Consider the following 19,977-nt stretch of genomic DNA (forward strand, 5'->3'; position numbering starts at 1 on the left):
ATCTATATCCTTTGGTAATTTTTTATTGTTTTTTAATTGTATATATTAAAAATAATTTATTTTATATAAAAGAACAGCGTATAATATAATATGGAGGTGGGAACACTGGACACTATTCTCAAATTAGTTAATTTAGTAAAAAATTTTCAGGATGAAGTAGTAATAAAAAATATCTCTATGAATATTAAGAGAGGTGAATTTTTAACTATTTTAGGGCCAAGCGGCTGTGGAAAGACTACTACCCTTAGAATGATTGCAGGTCTTGAAGAAGTTACCAGCGGCAGCATTCTACTAGAGGGAGAACATATAGAAGATAGAGAGCCCTATGAGTTGAACATTAATACTGTTTTTCAAAACTATGCTCTTTTTCCTCATATGAATGTATATGACAATATAGCCTATGGGTTAAAGGTAAAAAAAGTTAAAAAGTGGGAGATAAAAAAACGTGTTGATGAAATGTTAAATCTGGTACAACTTAATAACTATGAAAAAAGAATGCCTAGGCAATTAAGTGGAGGGCAAAAACAGAGGGTGGCAATCGCCAGAGCTCTTATTAATAATCCTAAAATATTGCTTTTGGACGAACCTTTGGGAGCACTGGATTTTAAACTTAGAAGAAAGATGCAGATCGAACTAAAATCCCTTCAGAAAAAGTTGGGTATAACTTTTATATATGTAACTCATGATCAGGAAGAAGCTCTTAATATATCCGATCGTATAGTTATAATGAACAGAGGAAGTATAGAGCAGATAGGTACTGCAAGAGAGATATATGAAAAGCCTAAAACCAAATTTGTAGCAAGTTTCATAGGGGAGTCCAATTTATTTGATTCAATTGTAGAAAATATTTTTGAAGATAAAGCTCTATTAAATACAGGGAATTTTAAAATAACTGTGAAAAACAAATCATTACATTCAGAGGATAAAGTCTGTATACTGGTTCGACCAGAAAATATTAGGTATTCTTTAAAGAATATAGAGGGGTTCAAGCTTAAAGCTGTAGTTAAAGAAAATGTATATCTGGGTTCTAATATAAAGACAACTTTTCTTTTAGAAAATGGTCAGGAGATAACTTCAGTTAATTATCGTAAAAATTCAGATGTACCAGAGATATATAAAACTGTTTTTCTATATTGGGATGTAGAAGATGCTATAATAATAAATTTTCAAGAAAAAGATGATGAGTCTAAAGGGGGAAAAGAGGTAATGGTAAGTTGAAAAATATCAGACCTTCTTTAGAATATAAAAATGTAGATAAAAAACACGCTTTTAGTGTAGAAAAGGCTTTTTTTATAGGGCCTATATCCATATGGATGATAATTTTTATGGCAGTACCAATTTTATATATTGTATTTATAAGTTTTCTTCAAAGGGGAGTAAATGGAGGGATTGATTTTACATTCTCTTTAGATAACTATAAAAGAATTGTCTCACCTTTATATTTTAAAATATTTTTTGACTCCCTATATATTGCATTTATAACTACTTTATGTGCTTTAATTTTAGGTTACCCTTTTGCATATTTTGTAGCTAAAATACCTAAAAGACTTCGTATATTTACTGTGATGCTTGTAATTATTCCTTTTTGGACTAACTCACTTATAAGAACTTATGCATGGATGGTACTTATGAGTACAGGAGGAATAATAAATAATTTATTTATCAAATTTGGTGTTATAAAGCAGCCGCTAAAAATGCTTTACACTTATGGAGCTGTACTTATAGGAATGATATATACACTTTTTCCATTTATGGTACTGCCTCTTTATACCTCCATAGAAAAGATTGAAGAAATCTATATAGATGCAGCAAAGGATTTGGGAGCAAGCTCACTTAAAGCGTTTTTAACTATAACTTTGCCCCTTAGCATGCCGGGGATTATATCAGGATGCATTTTAGTCTTTATGCCTTCTCTTGGATTATTTTATATATGTGATCTTATGGGGGGAAGTAAAGTGATGCTTATAGGAAATCTTATTAGAAATCAATTTTTATCTTCTCGAGACTGGCCTTTTGGAGCAGCCATATCTATATTTATGATAATTGCTACATTACTGATTGTGGTTGTAGGTGTAAAATTAGCGGGTAAGAAAATGGATCTGGAGGTTTTTTAATGAAGACTAAGCTTTTTAAATACAGTTCCATTATATATATTGTGCTTATATTTATATTTTTGTATTTACCTATATTTGTAGTTGTAAGTTATTCATTTAATATGACAAGAATAGGGGCAAAATGGACGGGATTTACTATAGATTGGTATAGGAAGCTATTTAATGATTTAAATGTTATAATTGCATTTAAAAATAGTTTTACTATAGCAATTATGAGTATGCTGGTGTCATCTGTAATAGGTACAATAGGAGCCGTTGGATTATATAAGTATAAGTTTAAAGGGAAGAGCATAGTAGAAGGAATTTTAAACATAACTATTGTAATACCTGAGATAATTATGGGTATTGCACTACTTATATATTTTTCACAAATGGGTTTTTCATTTGGTATAGGTACTCTGATTTTATCTCATGCTACCTTTAGTATACCCTTTGTGTTTATTATAGTAAGGTCAAGGCTGTCTGGATTTGACTCTTCTATTGAAGAGGCAGCTATGGATTTGGGAGCTAATAGAGTTCAAGTTTTTATAAGTATTGTACTTCCAATAATATTACCGGGGGTATTTTCTGGAGCAATGATTGCCTTTATACTGTCTTTTGATGATGTAATTATAAGCTTTTTTCTATCAGGACCGGAGAGTACAACTTTGCCCATAAAAATATTTTCTATGCTTAAATTTGGATTGTCTCCAGAGATCAATTCTATTTGTACTCTAATGCTTTTGATTACATTTATAATTTTAGCTGGGGCACAGGTTATTAAAATAATAGGGGCGAAACAAGCCTCAAGTGTAAAATAATTTAAATTAGGGGGATATTTAATGAAAAATAAATTATTAAAAATGCTAAGTATATATGTTATGACTATGTGCCTAGCATTTGCTTTATCAGCATGTACAAATCAAAGGCAAGCTTCTAATGACAATGAGAAAGTACTAAATTTATTTACATGGGCCAATTATGTACCTGATTCTGTAGTTAATGAATTTGAAAAACAAACTGGCATAAGGGTAAATTACAGTAATTTTTCTACTAATGAAGAAATGCTGGCAAAGCTTCAGGCAAATAAGGGTTCACAATATGATGTTATAATTTGTAGTGACTATATCATTGAAGTTATGGGAAAGCAAAAGAATATTTTAATGTGGCCTATAGATAAATCAAAGATACCTAATTATAAAAATGTAGATCCTCAATTTTTAGCACAGAACTACGATAAAGAAAATAAATATTCCATTCCATATACACTGGGAAGTCAGATGATTGTCTATAATCCAGATAAAGTGAATTTCCAGATAAAAGGGTATAAAGATCTTTGGAATCCTTCGCTTAAAGACTCCATTGTACTTGTGGATGACCCAAGGATAGTCATAGGAATGACACTGAAAGAATTAGGGTATTCTATGAATGAAACAGATGCTAAAAAATTGGAACAGGCCAGAGAAGAATTAAAGAAGCTAAAGCCAAATGTAAAAGTGTTTGATGCAGATACGCCTCATACAAGTCTTATAAATGGAGATGTAAGTGTAGGATATATGTATGGCTCCCAGGCATCAGCAGCAGTAAAGGCAAATCCAAAATTCAAGATAGTATATCCCAAGGAGGGTATGAATGCAGAAGAAGATAACTTCATCATACCTGTAAAAGCACCTCATAAGGAAAATGCAGAAAAATTTATAAATTTTATGTTGGATGGCAAAATAAGCAATGAAGCCACTACTGCTAACGAGTATGTAAATACCAATACTGCAGCCAAAAAGTATATGTCCAAGGAGTACTTAAACAATAAAGCAGTTTTTATTCCAGATTCAGAATTAAAAAGAGCTGAGAGATTTAGAGATGTAGGAAGTGCCACTAAGACCTATGATTTAATATGGTCTGAATTTAAACAACAGTAAATTAAAAACCAAAGTAAATTTTTAATAATAAAATAAACTAGGCAGCAAGTTTTAAGGGGGTTAACCATGGATATCTATGATATAGTGATAAAAAATGCTCAAATTGCAGATACGGAAAATGAAAATATATTTAAAGGTAATATAGCATTGTCAGATGGAAAAATATCTGAAATTACCAGTGAAGATATAAAGGGGAATAAGGAAATAGATGCCAAAGGATGTGTAGTAAGTCCTGGATTTATAGATATTCATGCCCATATTGATGGAAATATGGACTGTGGGGAATTATCTTTAGTTCAAGGAATTACTACCACAGTAGGAGGAAATTGTGGAGGAGGACCTATAGATTTAGATGAATTTTTTGATAATCAGAATAAAAATGGATTTTTACTAAATCAGCTTCAATTTATAGGTCACTCCTTTACTTTAAGAAACGAAGTTGGTATAACTAGTCCTTATATTCAGGCAACAACAAATGAGATAAAAGAAATGGAGAAACTTCTTGAAAAGGCGTTTTATGAAGGTGCAGTAGGATTATCTTTTGGACTAGAATATGCTCCAGGATCTTCTTTTGAAGAAGTTATAGCCTTGGGCAAACTAGCTTCAAAGTACAACAAACTAATTTCTATCCATACCAGACTTAAAGCTCCTGATGACTTAGAGTCGCTTGAAGAAGCTGTTAAAATTGCAGAGGTTACAGGGGCTTTAGTACAGGTATCCCATTTGGTGTATCAATATGGGGAAGGGGTAATGACTGAGGCACTAAATATTATAGATAAGGCTAGAAGAAGGGGACTTAACCTATGGGCGGACAGCGGTATGTATACTTCCTTTGCCACTGGCATAAATACCAGCGTTTTTGATAAGGAGCATATTAAAAAGTTTGGATGGAAGTTCAGTAATTTATGTGTTGCTTCGGGCAATCTTAAAGGTAAGTGCCTTACAGAGAACTTATATGATGATATGAGAAAAAAAGATGAAAATCCAATGATAATTTGTTATACAGGATTAGAAGAGGAGATTTATGAGGCACTTTTAAGAGATTATGTAGTTTTATCTTCGGATTCAGGTCTCAATCCAATGGCAGATATAGGTGAAGGCCATCCTCAAAATGCTGGTTCCTTCCCCCGTTTTTTTAGAAAAATGGTAAGGGAGAAAAATTATCTTTCTCCTATCAAAGCTATTAAAAAATGTACATTAATACCAGCTAATATACTTGGTCTTAAAAATAAAGGAAAATTAGCAGTAGGATGTGATGCAGATATAGTAATATTTGATTTAAATACTATTTGCGATAAGTCTGATTTTTTAGGAAAAGGTAAACCAAATGCTTATCCCCAGGGAATTTATTACGTAATTGTAAACGGACAGATAGTGGTTGAAAAGGGTAAAATTAACAAAGATGTGCTGCCAGGCAAAGCAATTAGAATGAATTAACTGGCTATAAATATTAAAATATAATCTGTTCTATCATATGATAGAACAGATTATATTTTAATCCTTTATTAACACAAATTGAGATTCAACTGTAGTAAAATAGATATCAAGATTGGAGGTTTTAAAATGTCAATTCTAATTTGTGGTGGAGCGGGATACATAGGAAGTCATATGGTGGCAGAATTATTGGAAAGAGGAAAACAAATTGTTATATTGGATAATTTTGAAAAAGGACATAGAGCTTCTGTTTTAGGAGGGAAAATTTATCATGGAGACTTGAGAGATGAAATTATAGTGGATAAAGTCTTTAGAGAAAATGAAATTGAAGCAGTAATAGATTTTGCAGCTTATTCTCTGGTAGGAGAAAGTGTATCTGAGCCTCTTAAATATTTTGAAAATAATGTAGTAGGTACTTTAAATTTATTAAAAGCTATGAAAAAATATAAAGTGAACTATATTGTGTTTTCTTCAACTGCTGCTACTTATGGAGAGCCAAAAAGTATACCTATTTTTGAAGATGACTTAACATATCCCACTAATCCCTATGGAGAATCAAAGCTTACAGTGGAGAAAATGTTAAAATGGAGTGATAAGGCCTATGGCATAAAATATGCTGCACTAAGATATTTTAACGCTGCAGGAGCACATATAAGTGGATCAATAGGAGAAGACCATAATCCAGAAACCCATCTGATTCCTATAATACTTCAAGTAGCTTTAAAAAAGAGAGATAAAATATTGATATTTGGGAATGATTACAACACAGAAGATGGAACTTGTGTAAGAGATTATATTCATGTTATGGATTTGGCTAATGCTCACCTTTTAGCATTGGATAAGATCATAAAAGGCGGGGAAAGTAAAATTTATAATTTAGGTAATGGTAAAGGCTTCTCTGTAAAAGAGGTAATTGAAGTTTCAAGGGAAGTAACAGGACATAACATAAAGGCTGAAATTGCACCAAGAAGAGAAGGTGATCCAGCGGTGCTTATAGCTTCTTCTAAAAAAGCTGAAGAAGAACTTTGCTGGAAACCAAAGTATAACTCACTTGAAACAATTATTGAAACTGCCTGGAAATGGCATAAAACTCACCTGCATGGATATGGAGAATAAAGTTATTGGTTAAAATATGGAAAGTATTAAAATTTATATGTTGACAAAAAAATATTAGTAGTAATATAATAAAGTGTAGGTTATATGTGGGTTTATTGAAGAATACTTGTATAAGCCATCAAAGGTTAAGTTTGTTAGCATTTAGAAATACAATAGATAGGCTGTATACCTATTATTTAAATGTTGTGATAGGAGGAGGCCGTCTCTTAAAATAAAAGAGGCGGTTTTTTATATTATATAGTTAACTTAGGGTTTTTAATTTTTATTTAAAGTAATAAAATAGAAGTAGGAGAGGAGATGAAATGTGTTAAATAAAGGTATATTTATTTAACTGTTAGTATGGATTTTAAAAAGTTAGCAGCAGAAGCAATTAGGGAAAACATAGATTTAGAATTAGATTTTATAGAAAATTTAATAGAAATACCGCCAAGACCTGAAATGGGGGATTATGCATTTCCATGTTTTCAATTGGCAAAAGTACTTAAAAAAGCACCAAATATAATTTCTGAAGAACTAAAGAATAAACTGGAAAGTGAATACTTTGAGAAGATTGAAAACTTAGGACCTTATATAAATTTTTTTGTAGATAAAAAAATATTCACCAAAGATACTTTAGAAAAAATATTATCAGAAGGAGATAGCTACGGAAGTTCAAATATTGGGGAAGGGAAAAACATAGTTATAGAATATTCATCCCCTAATATTGCTAAGCCTTTTCATGTGGGTCATCTTTTTAGTACATCTATTGGAAATGCGCTGTATAATATGATAAGTTTTCAAGGATATAATTGCACCAGAATAAATCATCTGGGAGATTGGGGAACTCAATTTGGAAAGCTTATATCTGCTTATAATAGATGGTGTAATGAAGAAGAACTTCATAAAAACCCTATAAAAGAACTTTTAAGAATATATGTTAAATTCCATGAAGAAGCTGAAAAAGAACCTTCTCTTAATGAGGAAGGCAGAATGTATTTTAAAAAGTTAGAAGATGGATGTGAAGAAGAGATTAAACTTTGGAAAAGGTTCAAAGATTTAAGCCTTGGAGAGTTTAAAAAAGTATATAATTTACTAAAGGTAGATTTTGATTCCTATGCAGGAGAAAGTTTTTATACAGATAAAATGGATGCAGTCACAGAAGAAATAGATAAAAAGGGACTTCTTGTGGAGAGTAATGGTGCAAAGGTTGTAATGCTGGACGAATACAATATACCTCCATGTATTGTAAAAAAATCAGATGGAACAACTATATATGCTACCCGTGATTTAGCGGCAGCTATATATAGAAAAAAAACCTATGATTTTTATAAAAGTATATATGTAGTGGGTCTTGACCAATCTCTTCATTTTAAACAGGTATTTACTACTCTTAAATTAATGGGAAAAGATTGGGCAGATTCCTGTAAACATGTGGGATTTGGACTTGTTAGATTTGCAAATAAAAAGCTTTCTACAAGAAAAGGAGATGTAATATTCTTAGAAGATCTGCTAAACAAATCTATAGAGAGAACCCTTGAAATAATAAATGAAAAGAATTCGGAACTGGGAGATAAAGAAGATGTGGCTAAGAAAATTGGCATAGGAGCTGTAATATTTACTTATTTAAAAAATAATAGAGAAAGAGATATAGTATTTGACTGGAATGAAATGTTAAGTTTTGAAGGTGAAACTGGGCCTTATGTTCAATATAGCTATGCTAGAGGAAAAAGCATACTCAGAAAAGCTGGGGATATAGGTAAGGAAGATATAGATTATAGTAAATTAAGCAGTAAAGAAGAATTTGAACTTGTAAAGACGCTTCAAAATTTTAATAACGCCATTTTAAATTCTATAAATAAACTAGAACCATTTATGGTAACCAGATATGTAATAGATGTAGCTAAGGACTTTAATAAGTTTTATAATGTCCATAGTATTATAAATGCAGCAGATGAGGATACCAAAAGAGCTAGATTACAGATGGTAAAATGCACATGTCAGGTACTGAAAAATGGATTGAATTTGCTAGGTATAGATGTAGTGGAAAAGATGTAGATAAAAAATTTTTTCATCCTCTTTGAAATTTCAAATATCTTATAAAGAGTTGTATTAATTTTTAGGATATATCTTTAGATTATATAATATAGAGAGGAGAAGTTACGGTAAAGTAACATGTATTATGGAAATTAAAGAATATGATCATCTTATAAATGTAAAAAGTAATGTATTTTTAAGCTGTGACATGGAAAATATAGCTTATTTTGATATAGAGACAACTGGTTTTGACAGAGAATGTGATAATATAGTACTCATATCTTTTGGAAGATTTCTAAGTAAAAATAAATTAATAATAAAACAATATTTTGCAGATACTTTAGAGGATGAAAGTGAGATATTATATAATTTTGGTATGGATATATTAAAATATGATAAATGGTGTTCTTATAATGGAATAGCTTTTGACGAACCTTTTATAAAAGAGAGAATGCGCAGGAATAATATATGTTTTGAGTTTCCTCCATATCATATAGATTTATACAGGCTTATAAGACCGTACTACAAGCAGCTGGGAATGGAAAGATGCAATTTAAAAACTGTGGAAAAATACTTAGGTATAAATAGGGAAGATAAGATAGATGGAGGAATTAGTGTAGATTTATATAAGGAATTTTTAAAGTCTAAAACTAACAGCATAAAATATACTATAATGCTTCATAATTATGAGGATGTTTTAAATTTACCTAAAATACATGAGTTTACTTTTAAAATAAGGAATAATAATTTACTTGTAAGGGAAAATTGCATTACAGAAAAGCAGAAAAGATATTTGAAAATTCTTTTGAAGAAAAATAATGTAAATTTGAATATACAATTAGAGAAAATATCAAAAAAAGTTGCATCACAAATTATAGATTATTTGTTAAAGGGTGAAAAAGATACGGAGAAATTTGCCAATATAATAGATAATAGTTATTAATAAATTTTCAATATAAATTACTATTGTGCTTGGTTTTTTTGAGAATTTTTAGACTTTTTAGAAAAAGTACTGTATAATGAAAGAAGGAGGGGTGTTGTGTGATTAAAGAAATAATGAGATCGGATATTGTAAAACTAAAGAAGGAAGATAGCTTGTGTAAAGCTTTAGATATAATGGATGCTCATAATGTAAATGGAGCACCAGTAGTTGATGAAAATGGACAACTGATTGGTATGATAGTAAAAGCAGATATATATAGATTTTTAATGGAAGAAGGTCACTATGATACTTGTCCTGTAGATTGGGCCATGACAAAAGATGTAGTTATTGCCCGTAGTGAAGAGGACATTATGATTGTGGCAAAAAGATTGAGAAAAAACAATATAGTAGCCATTCCTATAATAGATGATAAAAGTGTAGTAAAGGGCATTGTTTCTATTGAAGATGTAATGGATTATATGATAAAAAAGTCCTGATATAACAATCAGGACTTTTTTATCACTTTTTCTTTTTTATCACGATGAGAACAGTTAGAAACGGAACAACAACCACAATCACATTTTCCCTTAAATTTATTTTTTAAGCTTTTATATAATATATAAGCGGATGCCACAACTATAGCAGTTCCTAATATGATTTCCAACATATAAAATCCCCCCATTACCCAAAGGGTAGCTAATTTAAATACTACAAAAGAACCTAACCATGCAAGTATTAGTTGATATGTTACAGAAAATACAGCCATTCTGCTTCCATACTCCTTTTTTATAGTAGCTAATGCAGATATACATGGAGTGTAAAGCAGTACAAAAACTAAAAAGGCATAGGCTGAAACAGGTGTAAAAAAACTTGGTAATAAAGAAGATAAATTTCCTCCATATACGATGCTCATAGTACTAAGTACAATTTCTTTTGCTGTGATACCAGTAATGAGTGCTACAGAACTTTGCCATTGATCAAAGCCCATAGGGGAAAATATAGGACTTATAAATTTTCCTACAGATGATAAAATACTTTTGTCCATGCTTACCATACCAGATAAATTAAAATTGGATAAAAACCAAATTAAAACCGACATAGAAAGTATAATTGTACCAGCTTTCCTTAAAAAACCTTTAGCCTTTTCCCAAGTATGAAGTAATAGATTTTTTAATTTTGGAATATTATATTCGGGAAGTTCTATTATAAAAGGTTCTTCATCCTTCTTAAATATGGTATTTTTAAAAAGGATCCCGATTAAAAAGGCTATTGCTATTCCAAGAATATATAGTGAAAATACCACTTCCGTCTGGCTGTGGGAGAAAAAAGCAGATGCAAATAGAGCATATATGGGAAGTCTAGCATTACATGACATTAAAGGTACCAGTAAAGCCGTTAATTTCCTATCTTTTTCACTTTCCAGAGTTTTAGAAGACATAACTGCCGGTACCGAACACCCAAAACCAACTATGAGGGGTATAAAAGCCTTGCCGGATAACCCCATTTTTCTCATAAGTTTGTCCATTATAAAAGCTCCTCTTGCCATGTATCCGCTGTCTTCTAAAAAGGATACACCGAGGAACAAACAAAATATAACGGGAAAGAATACTACAACAGAACCTACACCTGCTAAAATCCCATCGATTAAAAGAGAGCTAAACCAGTGAGAAGTTCCTGAGAGTAATACTTTTAAGTAAGGAGTCAAAGAACCATCTAAAAAATTACTAAAAGCATCTGCTATGGGTTGACCCACCCAACTGAAAGTAAATTTAAAAATTAATATAAGTGCTATTAGAAATATAGGATAGGCCAAAAACCTATTTAAAATTATATTATCTATTTTTTCAGTGGGTGTGGTAATATCTTTTTTTGTCTCTAATAAACATTTATTCAAAATATCATTTATATAAGAATAAGCTTCTTTTTCGCTTTCAAATTCAAATTTTGTTTTGTCTTCGGGAGTTTTGAAGTTGCCATTTTTTAGAATTTCTATAAGTTTATCTATACCAATACCTTTAGTTGCTATGATAGGTAATACCATAACCCCTAATTCTTTAGAAAGTATAGGAATGTCTATTTTCATTCCCTTAGACTCTGCTACATCTATCATATTTAAAACTAATATTATAGGTTTATTAAATTGTTTTAATTGAGTGGTAAGGTATAAATTTCTATTCAAATTAGATGAATCTACAATATTTATTATAATATCTGGATTATCTTTTAATAAGAATTCTTTTGATACTTTTTCCTCATTGGAGTAAGTGTCCATAGCATATATACCAGGTAAGTCTACAATTTTTATAGAGTTATTTACATAACCTTCTTTTTTTTCTACAGTTACCCCAGGCCAGTTACCTACATATTGGTTTGAACCAGTTAAATAATTAAATAAAGAAGTCTTACCTACATTAGGATTGCCAAGCAAAGCTGCTACAACCATATTATTCCTCCTGTCTATAACATAACGGGTAATACTAATATTTATGATTAATGAAATTACTTACTTAACATATTTTATCATATGTCCTGTTTACATTATTTACTGCATTTACTGATATATTTTTTGCATCCTTTTTACGTATAGCCAGATTAAAGCCTCTTAAATGTATAACTATTGGATCTCCAAGAGGTGCAGAATTTTTTACTAGTACTTCAGTGCCCTCAATACAGCCAAGGGCTAAAAGTCTTTTAACTAATTTTTCATCTCCACTTAGTCTTTCTACTAGACCTTTTTCACCAGGTTTTAGATCGCAAATACTCATACTGAATCACCTCACTAAAATTGATTTACATATAATGAAAATCATTATCATCGTTTATTTCTATCGTACCATATTTGATATTCACTGTCAATAATTAAACCATTAAATGCTATTGCAAAATTGAACTTTTTATATTTATCAATATTTGATATAATGAGATTTATAAAATATTCCTTACTATACTATAATATTTTCTATAGAAAGTCACAAAAACTAATATACATATATATGTTAAAATAGTACTATATTGTATATCTAAATTTTAAAATAAGTTATAAGGAGAAAATGTGAGTATGAATATTGCAGCTTTTTTTGATATTGATGGTACTTTATATAGAGAAGGTCTTATAACGGAGGTTTTTAAGAAATTAGTAAAGTATGAGATAATACCTGGAGAAAGATGGTATAAAGAAGTGAAACCTGAGTATGAAAGATGGGATAAGAGAAAAGGAAATTATGATAACTATCTTTTAAAAATGGCAAATATATATATAGAAGCTATAAAAGGGCTTCATAAATCTCAAATTGAATTTATAGCTAAAAATGTAGTATCACAAAAGGGTGATAGAGTATATTCTTATACTAGAGATATGCTAAAGTGGCATAAGGAAAACAAACATATAGTAGTGACTGTATCTGGAAGTCCAGTGGAACTAGTTAGAGAAATGGCTATCAAGTATGGATTTGATGACTATGTAGGAGCTGTATATATGAGAGATGAGAATAATGTATATACAGGAGAGGTAGTTCCCATGTGGGATAGCAGCAGCAAGGAAAAAGCCATAAAAATGTTAACTGAAAAATATAATATAGATTTAGAAAAAAGTTACGCTTATGGAGATACTTTGGGGGATTTTTCTATGATGCAGATTGTTAGAAATCCTGTTTGTGTAAATCCCACTAGAGAATTGTTGAAAAAAGTGTTGGAAGATGAACAAGTAAGCAAAAGGATAAAAATAGTAGTTGAAAGAAAGGATATGATATATAAGTTTGGAGCTGGATGTATAAAAGAAATTTAAATGTTTTTAATTTTATTACATGTATTTATAATTATATTGAATTGGAAAGTACCTTATCCGTATAAAGGAAAGTAGAAAAGAGTGGTATAGTGATAGAAAGACTTAATGATGTTGAGGTTGAAAAACCAGTAATAGAAAATTCATTGAAAGTAGAGGATAGTAGATGTATTTTTAGAGATGCTATATTTTTTGATTTAGAGCACTATATATATAAAAAACCTATATGTGTAGGCGTATTTGGCTGCTGCTTTTATGATTATAAAAATGAAGTGCTAAAGGTAACGCAGTATATGATAGAAAATAAAAAAGATATAAAAATAATACTAAAATTGGCAAAAGAATATTTTGAGAATATGGTCCAAAAAAATAAAAAATATATAGTTACCTTTTCGGGAAACAATGATTTTACAGTGATAAATTATTTATTTGAAAAGTACAATATGGAGTTTAGTATAAGTGATCACTTTATAGATATAGATCTGCAAAAAGAATATGAAAGGAAGATTCATAAGTCTATAGGATTAAAGTCATTAGAAAAAGAATTCGGAATTACAAGGGAAAACACAATTATAAGCGGTTCTAATTTAGCTAAAACTTTTAGTAAGATAATTAAAGATAATGAATATATAAATAGAATGCCTCAGATAAAAAAACAAAAAATATTGCTGTATAACGAACAAGATGTAGTGAGTCTGTTCAACATATATACAAAATGGAATAATGTGGTTATAGAGAACCCGTCAAGTGAATCTTAGAAGAACTTATCTGGGGATAGCGTATTTTAATAATTGTATAAAAACCATAAAAGTTTATATAAACTTTTATGGTTTTTATTTTAAATTATTGTATATTTATAATAAATATATACATATAATATCTCTTGCTTTAAGGTGCCAATAATATAAAAATATTATAGTATGTTTAATAAATGAAAAATATTAAATTAATTTTTATAAAAAAATATTGCATATTTATTTATAAAGTCATATAATAACTACATATTTAAAAAATATGTAAAAAGCTATTATTTATATTTTTATAGGTAATTATGATCTAAAAGGAGGCAAATTAATTTGATACAGGTAGGAGTTGTTGGTGGAACAGGTTATGTAGGGGCAGAATTAATAAGGCTTTTATCAAATCATAATAAAATTGAAATATCAGGTATATCATCTACAAGTTATAAAGGAGAATCTATTAGCAGTATATATCCGGGTTTTTATGCTTTGAAAGAGATGATATGTGAAAGTGATGATGAGGTCATAGAAAAAAGCGATTTGATTTTTTTAGCATTGCCTAGTGGAGTAAGTGAATCTATTGCAGAAAAGGCAATTAGTAAGAATACAATATGTATAGATATGGGTGCAGATTTTAGATTCAAGAATGAATCTTTATATAAAAAGTGGTATGGTAAGGATTTTGTTGTACCAAGTTTACACGAAAGATCTGTGTATGGTCTTCCAGAGTTGAATAGAAAGGATATAAGAAAATCACAGATTATAGGAAATCCAGGTTGTTATGCTACCTCTGTTGAAATTGGTATTTTGCCACTTATCTCTAAAGGATTGATAGAAGAAAAAGGTATAATTGCAGACTGCAAGTCAGGGGTAACTGGTGCTGGTAAAAATCTTACAGAAGGTGCTCATTTTGTTAATTGCAATGAAAGTTTTAGTGCATATAAAGTGGCAAATCATAGGCATACTCCGGAAATAGAGGAAAATTTAAACAATATATCAAAAGAAAATATAAAGCTTACATTTATTCCTCATTTAATTCCAATAAATAGGGGAATTTTATCTACAGTATATACAACTCCTAAAAATCCAGTAAATATTGAAAAAATATACCAGGAGTATTGTGAATTCTATAAAGAGGAGCCTTTTGTAAAAATTCTTCCTTTAGGGGAAGTGGCAAAGATAAACAATGTAAGACTCTCTAATTACTGCCATATATCTATACATTTTGATGAGGAGAATAATAAGCTTATAATTATATCTTGTTTAGATAATATGATAAAAGGTGCAGCAGGACAGGCAATTCAAAATATGAATATTGTTTTAGGCTTTAATGAAAAAGAAGGACTTACTGCTGTGCCAGCTGTTTTTTAATTAAATTTTAAGGAGGCCATTTAGAATGAATTTAGAAGTTATAGAAGGAGGAATTACTTCTCCTAAAGGTTTTATATCTTCAGGAATAAGTTGTGGTATTAAAAAAAATAATTTACAAGATCTAGCCCTTATAATGTCTACTAAGTTTTGTAATTGTGCAGGCGTATATACAAAAAATATAGTTAAAGGGGCACCTCTTTTAGTTACTAAAAGTCATTTGGAAAATAAAACTGCTCAAGCTATAATTATAAATAGTGGAAATGCTAATACCTGTACAGGGGAAGCTGGAATAGAGGATGCCAAAGAAATGTGCAGATGCACAGGAGAAGCATTACAAATTGAAGAAAATAATGTGCTTGTAGCATCTACAGGTATTATAGGTGTAAAGTTAAATATTGATGCTATAAAAAAATCTGTTCCATCATTAGTTAAAAAACTAAATAAAAATGGCTGCAAAGATGCAGCAAGGGCTATAATTACTACAGATACTTTTACAAAAACTTTAGCTGTAGAATTAGAAGTAGGAGGAAAATCAGTAGTAATTGGAGCAATGGCTAAAGGTTCGGGAATGATACATCCTAATATGGCAACTATGCTTTCTTTTATTACTACAGATGTAAATATAGATGCAGATCTTTTAGATAAGGCGTTAAAGGAAAGTGTAAGGGTAAGTTATAATAGAATTTCCGTAGATGGAGATACATCTACAAATGATATGGTACTTATTATGGCAAATGGATTAGCTGAAAATCCAATTATAGATGAAGAAAATGAAGATTATAAGATATTTTTAGAAGCATTAAAAATATTAAGTATAGAATTAGCCAAGATGATTGCAAAGGATGGAGAAGGCGCTACTAAGCTAATAGAGTGTAAAGTCATAAATGTACCTGGGGAGAAAGAAGGAGAAATTTTAGGTAAATCTGTAATATGTTCAAGCCTTGTGAAAACTGCGTTATTTGGATGCAGTGCAAATTGGGGGAGAATATTAGATGCTATTGGATATTCAGGAGTAGACTTTGATATAAATAAACTTGAGGTTTTAATGGAAAGCTCAAAAGGAAGTATATTGGTATTTAAAAATGGGAATCCTGTAGATTTTTCATCTGAAAAGTCTGTAGACATACTTTCAGAAAATACGGTAGGTATAGTTTTGAATTTTAATTCAGGAAATTCCAGTGTATGCTGCTGGGGATGTGATTTGACCTATGATTATGTAAAAATTAATGGAAGCTATATGTCTTAAGGGAGGTACGGGAGGAATTGAATTATAATGAGGTGGCAAAAATTTTAGCGGAATCACTGCCATATATTCAAAAATATAGAGGTAAAACAATAGTTGTTAAGTATGGTGGCAGTGCTATGATAGACGAACAGCTTAAAAAATATGTTATAAATGATTTAGTACTTATGAAATGTGTGGGAATAAATTTAGTAGTTGTTCATGGAGGAGGTCCTTTCATATCTTCTTATCTAAAAAAATTAAACAAGGAAAGTATTTTTATAGATGGGTTAAGATATACAGATGAAGAAACCATGGATGTGGTTCAAATGGTACTTAGCGGAAAAGTAAATAAAGATTTGGTTAAGTTAATTCAAAATTATGGTGGAAAAGCTCTGGGACTATGTGGAATAGACGGAGCCATGATTAAAGCTGAAAAAATTTCCACAAAGGTGGATTTAGGAAAAGTGGGAGAAATCACAGAGATAAATACTGAAATTATCATGAGTTCAATAGATAATGGATATATTCCTGTAATAAGCAGTGTAGCATTAGGAAATGATAATGAAGTATACAATATAAATGCAGATACCTGTACTTTTAAAATTGCAGCAGCTTTAAAAGCACAGAATTTAATACTTCTTACAGATGTACCTGGAGTTATGACAGATGTGAAGGATTCATCCACTTTAATTTCAGAGTTAACATTGAAAGATATTCCAAAGTTATATGAAGATAATATTATAAAAGGCGGAATGATGCCTAAAGTAAATTGCTGTGTTGAAGCCATTAAATCGGGAGTTAAAAGTGCACACATTATTGATGGCAGAGTGCCTCATTGTCTTCTTGTAGAATTGTTTTCAAAAGAAGGCATAGGAACTATGATTTATTAGGAGGGGATTGATTTGGATTATTTAAATTATGCAAAAGAATATCTTATGAATACTTATAACCATCTTCCAGTAGTATTTACACACGGCAAAGGGTGTAAATTATATGATACTTACAATAAAGAATATTTGGATTTTACTTCTGGTATTGGTGTAATGTCTCTAGGCTATGGCAATGAAGGTTGGATTAAATCTGTAGAAGCTCAACTAGAAAAAGTAGCTCATACTTCTAATATATTTTTAAATATTCCAGTACTAGAATTAGCTAAAAAATTTACACAATTATCTAAAATGGATAAAGTATTTTTCTGTAATTCAGGAGCAGAAGCTAATGAAGGGGCTATAAAATTAGCTAGAAAATATAGTTTTGATAAACATGGAAAAGCCAGAAATACTATACTTACATTAAAAAAGAGCTTTCATGGAAGAACTATAACTACATTAAAAGCTACAGGACAGGAAAAGCTTCATAAATATTTTTATCCTTTTACTGAGGGATTTAAATATGCAGAAGCTAATGTGGAAGAATTGGAAAAATCCATAGATTCATCAATTTGTGCTATTATGATAGAGCCTATTCAGGGAGAAGGAGGGGTAAATCCTTTAAGTGAAGAATTTATTCATAGAGTTTTTGAAATAGGTGAAAAAGAGGATATTTTAGTTATATGTGATGAAATCCAATGTGGTATAGGTAGAACAGGAAAGCTCTATGGCTTTAACAATTATGATGTTCAACCAGATATTATATCTACAGCAAAAGGCCTTGGTGGAGGATTGCCTATAGGTGCTGTGCTTTGTAATGAAAAGTTAAGAAATACTTTTAAATATGGGGATCATGGCTCTACGTTTGGAGGTAATCCAGTCTGTGCATCAGGAGCTTTAGCAGTATTAAATGTAATTAGTCAGGAATCTTTTTTGCAAGAAGTAAGTGAAAAAGGTGAGTTCATTAAGGAATACTTTAAAGGTAAGAGTAAAAAAAATATATTAGAGGTTCGTGGAATGGGGCTTATGGTAGGTGTAGAAATTAAAGAAGAGACCTCTAAGGTACAGAAAAAAGCTCTGGAAAAGGGATTACTTGTATTAACTGCAGGTCCAAATGTAGTTAGACTACTTCCTCCTCTTACAATTTCAAAAGAAGAATTAGAAGTTGGGTTAAACATATTATATGAAATTATAGAGGATATTTAATTAATAGTACTGTGTGGATAAACTGTGGTTAAAAATATACTGATGTAATGTATGTTACATCAGTATATTTTTTATTATGTGTAATAATTCTTTTGAATATGGTAAAACTATTTTTGAAAAGTTAATTATTAATTATATTATAAAAAATTAGCGGGTGGAAAACATAAATATAAGATATAAGGAGGTATGGTATATTGACTGTTGGATCAAAAGTAAAAAGCACATTGGTTACCCTTAAAAGTGTTGAAAGTACTTTGAGAATATATTCTCTTCAAGAACAGAATAAAAAAGCAAAAGCTGTTTATAAAAAAGCTTTAGAAGATGTAGGTGGTGTAACACAGAATTTAAATAAAAGATTAAAGTGTTTAGAATATGAGGAGCCTCAATATAAAAGTAATTGATTTGGAGGAATAATATATGAAACCATGGATTATAGTTCTATTGAAATCCTCTGCATTATTTTTCATATCCTTATTTTTTATAAGAATATTGGGGCAAAAACATTCCACTAGAATGAATGCCTTTAATTTTATAAATTATAGTGTAATAGCTATTTTAGTTGCACTGATTTCTGTAAATATTATAGGAAACTGGGGATTTGGTGCACTAGCTTTAGGTGTGTGGTTCTTATTACCAATAGCTTTGGATTATATATGTATGAAAAGTAAACTCATATATAATTTGATAAATGGTAAAGAAGTTGTAGTCGTAAAAGAAGGAAAAGTTATGGAGGAAAATTTAGGTAAAGTAAGGTGTAGTGGCGAGGATTTATTAAGAGAACTTCGTTCGAAAAATATATTTAATTTAGCAGATGTGGAATTTGCGGTAATGGAATCTACAGGAGATATAAATGTAATATTAAAATCAGATAAAAAACCGGTTACTGCAAGAGACTTGGGAATACAGGTATCACCTGAAGGTGCACCTCAAACTGTAATTTTAGATGGAAATATAATAAATGAGTCCTTGAGCAATCTAGGATTGAATCAAGGATGGCTAAATACCCAATTAGAATTATTAGGAATATGTTTAGATAATGTATTTATAGGACAGGTAAATTCAAAGGGTGAGCTTTATGTGGATCTGTTTGACGATATCATTAAAGTTCCAAAATCTAATGTAAGAGAAATGATATATGCCAATTTGGAAAAAGCTCAATCCGACTTAATGTCTTTTGAACTTGAGACTCAGGATGAAAAGTCAAAAGATATGTATAAGAAAGATTCTGTTATATTAAAAAATACATTGGAAAAATTAAGACCTTATTTATTGGGATAGAAGGTGATAA

General features: G+C 30.2%; 19 protein-coding genes. 17 read left to right on the forward strand and 2 right to left on the reverse strand.

Annotation, left to right across the window (positions count from 1 at the left end):
• The first annotated feature begins 90 nt into the window (after window positions 1–90).
• The 9 genes from ACJDU8_RS12375 to ACJDU8_RS12415 all read left to right on the forward strand — a co-directional run bounded on the left by ACJDU8_RS12375 (window position 91) and on the right by ACJDU8_RS12415 (window position 9,994).
• Window positions 91–1,218, forward strand: a complete 1,128-nt coding sequence (locus ACJDU8_RS12375; protein ID WP_406792456.1) for an ABC transporter ATP-binding protein — start codon at window positions 91–93, stop codon at window positions 1,216–1,218.
• On the forward strand, window positions 1,215–2,114 hold the full coding sequence (locus tag ACJDU8_RS12380; protein WP_406792457.1) for an ABC transporter permease: 900 nt from the start codon (window positions 1,215–1,217) through the stop codon (window positions 2,112–2,114). The genes ACJDU8_RS12375 and ACJDU8_RS12380 overlap by 4 nt, the downstream gene beginning before the upstream one ends.
• Window positions 2,114–2,914, forward strand: coding sequence for an ABC transporter permease (locus tag ACJDU8_RS12385; protein WP_406792458.1), 801 nt, complete (start codon window positions 2,114–2,116; stop codon window positions 2,912–2,914). The genes ACJDU8_RS12380 and ACJDU8_RS12385 overlap by 1 nt, the downstream gene beginning before the upstream one ends.
• A 21-nt stretch (window positions 2,915–2,935) precedes the next feature.
• The gene (locus tag ACJDU8_RS12390; protein WP_406792459.1) at window positions 2,936–4,012 is read left to right on the forward strand and encodes a polyamine ABC transporter substrate-binding protein; all 1,077 of its coding nucleotides are present in this window, start codon (window positions 2,936–2,938) and stop codon (window positions 4,010–4,012) included.
• Window positions 4,013–4,078: 66 nt separating this feature from the next.
• The gene (locus tag ACJDU8_RS12395; protein ID WP_406792460.1) at window positions 4,079–5,449 is read left to right on the forward strand and encodes an N-acyl-D-amino-acid deacylase family protein; all 1,371 of its coding nucleotides are present in this window, start codon (window positions 4,079–4,081) and stop codon (window positions 5,447–5,449) included.
• A gap of 126 nt (window positions 5,450–5,575) precedes the next feature.
• Complete coding sequence (gene galE / locus ACJDU8_RS12400) at window positions 5,576–6,562, forward strand: UDP-glucose 4-epimerase GalE (RefSeq protein WP_406792461.1); 987 nt, start codon at window positions 5,576–5,578, stop codon at window positions 6,560–6,562.
• A 339-nt stretch (window positions 6,563–6,901) separates the two neighbouring features.
• Window positions 6,902–8,596 carry an arginine--tRNA ligase gene (argS, locus tag ACJDU8_RS12405; protein ID WP_406792462.1) on the forward strand — a complete coding sequence of 565 codons (1,695 nt, stop codon included), beginning with the start codon at window positions 6,902–6,904 and terminating at the stop codon, window positions 8,594–8,596.
• Window positions 8,597–8,720: 124 nt separating this feature from the next.
• Window positions 8,721–9,518, forward strand: coding sequence for a ribonuclease H-like domain-containing protein (locus ACJDU8_RS12410; protein WP_406792463.1), 798 nt, complete (start codon window positions 8,721–8,723; stop codon window positions 9,516–9,518).
• Between the two features lie 98 nt (window positions 9,519–9,616).
• Window positions 9,617–9,994, forward strand: a complete 378-nt coding sequence (locus ACJDU8_RS12415) for a CBS domain-containing protein (RefSeq protein WP_406792464.1) — start codon at window positions 9,617–9,619, stop codon at window positions 9,992–9,994.
• Between the two features lie 8 nt (window positions 9,995–10,002).
• Here the strand turns inward: ACJDU8_RS12415 and feoB are convergent, their stop codons facing one another.
• Together feoB and ACJDU8_RS12425 are read right to left on the reverse strand one after the other, a co-directional pair.
• Window positions 10,003–11,940, reverse strand: a complete 1,938-nt coding sequence (gene feoB, locus ACJDU8_RS12420) for a ferrous iron transport protein B (protein ID WP_406792465.1) — start codon at window positions 11,938–11,940, stop codon at window positions 10,003–10,005.
• Between the two features lie 64 nt (window positions 11,941–12,004).
• Entirely contained in the window at window positions 12,005–12,262 is a 258-nt protein-coding gene (locus tag ACJDU8_RS12425) for a FeoA family protein (protein WP_406792466.1), read from the reverse strand.
• A gap of 293 nt (window positions 12,263–12,555) precedes the next feature.
• On the opposite strand from ACJDU8_RS12425, the gene ACJDU8_RS12430 reads away from it, so the two are divergent.
• The 8 genes from ACJDU8_RS12430 to ACJDU8_RS12465 all read left to right on the forward strand — a co-directional run bounded on the left by ACJDU8_RS12430 (window position 12,556) and on the right by ACJDU8_RS12465 (window position 19,967).
• Window positions 12,556–13,281, forward strand: a complete 726-nt coding sequence (locus tag ACJDU8_RS12430; protein WP_406792467.1) for an HAD-IB family hydrolase — start codon at window positions 12,556–12,558, stop codon at window positions 13,279–13,281.
• Between the two features lie 89 nt (window positions 13,282–13,370).
• Complete coding sequence (locus tag ACJDU8_RS12435) at window positions 13,371–14,036, forward strand: ribonuclease H-like domain-containing protein (protein WP_406792468.1); 666 nt, start codon at window positions 13,371–13,373, stop codon at window positions 14,034–14,036.
• A 318-nt stretch (window positions 14,037–14,354) separates the two neighbouring features.
• On the forward strand, window positions 14,355–15,389 hold the full coding sequence (argC, locus tag ACJDU8_RS12440; protein ID WP_406792469.1) for an N-acetyl-gamma-glutamyl-phosphate reductase: 1,035 nt from the start codon (window positions 14,355–14,357) through the stop codon (window positions 15,387–15,389).
• Window positions 15,390–15,414: 25 nt separating this feature from the next.
• Window positions 15,415–16,635: a bifunctional ornithine acetyltransferase/N-acetylglutamate synthase gene (gene argJ, locus ACJDU8_RS12445; RefSeq protein ID WP_406792470.1), complete on the forward strand. Its 1,221-nt coding sequence runs from the start codon at window positions 15,415–15,417 to the stop codon at window positions 16,633–16,635.
• A gap of 17 nt (window positions 16,636–16,652) precedes the next feature.
• Window positions 16,653–17,504: an acetylglutamate kinase gene (gene argB, locus ACJDU8_RS12450; protein ID WP_406792471.1), complete on the forward strand. Its 852-nt coding sequence runs from the start codon at window positions 16,653–16,655 to the stop codon at window positions 17,502–17,504.
• 12 nt (window positions 17,505–17,516) lie between these two features.
• Window positions 17,517–18,689, forward strand: a complete 1,173-nt coding sequence (locus ACJDU8_RS12455) for an aspartate aminotransferase family protein (protein WP_406792472.1) — start codon at window positions 17,517–17,519, stop codon at window positions 18,687–18,689.
• A gap of 194 nt (window positions 18,690–18,883) precedes the next feature.
• Window positions 18,884–19,090, forward strand: coding sequence for a DUF1657 domain-containing protein (locus ACJDU8_RS12460; RefSeq protein WP_406792473.1), 207 nt, complete (start codon window positions 18,884–18,886; stop codon window positions 19,088–19,090).
• 16 nt (window positions 19,091–19,106) lie between these two features.
• Window positions 19,107–19,967, forward strand: a complete 861-nt coding sequence (locus ACJDU8_RS12465; RefSeq protein ID WP_406792474.1) for a DUF421 domain-containing protein — start codon at window positions 19,107–19,109, stop codon at window positions 19,965–19,967.
• Window positions 19,968–19,977 lie beyond the last annotated feature (10 nt).

Source organism: Candidatus Clostridium eludens (assembly GCF_045310515.1).
GTDB classification, from domain to species: Bacteria; Bacillota; Clostridia; order Clostridiales; family Clostridiaceae; genus Clostridium_B; species Clostridium_B eludens.